Annotated in this window: 1 protein-coding gene; it reads right to left on the reverse strand. The window is 71.9% G+C overall.

From position 1 onward, the window contains the following. On the reverse strand, positions 1-893 hold an 893-nt coding region (locus tag MTR62_RS21065), incomplete at both ends, for a TolC family protein (RefSeq protein WP_244024628.1).

Consider the following 893-nt stretch of genomic DNA (forward strand, 5'->3'; position numbering starts at 1 on the left):
CTTCGGCGCCGCGCGCTTTGGCCTGGGCCGCGGCGATATTGCCCCGGTTGCGGTCGAACAGCGGCAGGGGCAGCGAAACCCCGGCGACGAGCGCGGCGGCGTTTTCCGGCTCGAAGCGGCGCACCCCGATCTGCGCGGTCACGTCCGGGCTTGCCATGCGCCGCTGCGCCTCGATCGCGCGCGAAGCCGCCTCGCGTTCGGCCTCGGCGGTGCGCACGCTCAAGCTCTGCAAGGGATCGACCGGTCCCATTGCAGGCTTGGCGTTCAGGCGATCGAGCAGCGATTCCGAGAGGCTCGTGAAAGGCGTGGTCCGACCGGCGAGCGCCGACAGGCGGGCCAGCGCCAGGGTGCTGGTCGCCTGGGTCGCTTCGAGATCAGCCTGAAGCGCGTTGAGTTCGGTCTCGGCCTGAAGCTGGCGAAGGCGCGCCTCCTTGCCCGCGCTGACGAGCGCACGGGCCAGGACGAGATCGGCCTGTGCCTCCTCCACCTCATCCGCGGCAATACCGATCCGGCGCTCGGCGACTTCGGCCGCGGCATAGGCCCGCGCCAGGTCCCAGGCGTAGTCGAGCCGCCCTTCGAGGCTGCGCGCCTCGGCCGCCACGACACCGGCACGTCCAGCGGCGATGCGCGCCGCGCGCTTGCCGCCCAGTTCGATCGGATGGTTGTATTGCAGCGTCGTCTGCGTCTCGTCGAAGCCGCGATAGGGCGAGGAGCCCGCGAAGTTCTCGCCGAAGAGGCTGAGTGTCGGGTTGGGTCTCGCCCGTGCCTGTTCGGCCAGCCCTTGCGCGCGCGCGACGTCAGCGTCGAGCGCATCGATGCGGGGGGCATCCTGCGCGCCCCGCAAGAGTTGCGCGTAGGGGGGCGCCGGCTCGGCGCAGGCCACGCCTGCGGGC

The sequence above is a fragment of the Novosphingobium organovorum genome, assembly GCF_022832435.1.
GTDB lineage: Bacteria > Pseudomonadota > Alphaproteobacteria > Sphingomonadales > Sphingomonadaceae > Novosphingobium > Novosphingobium organovorum.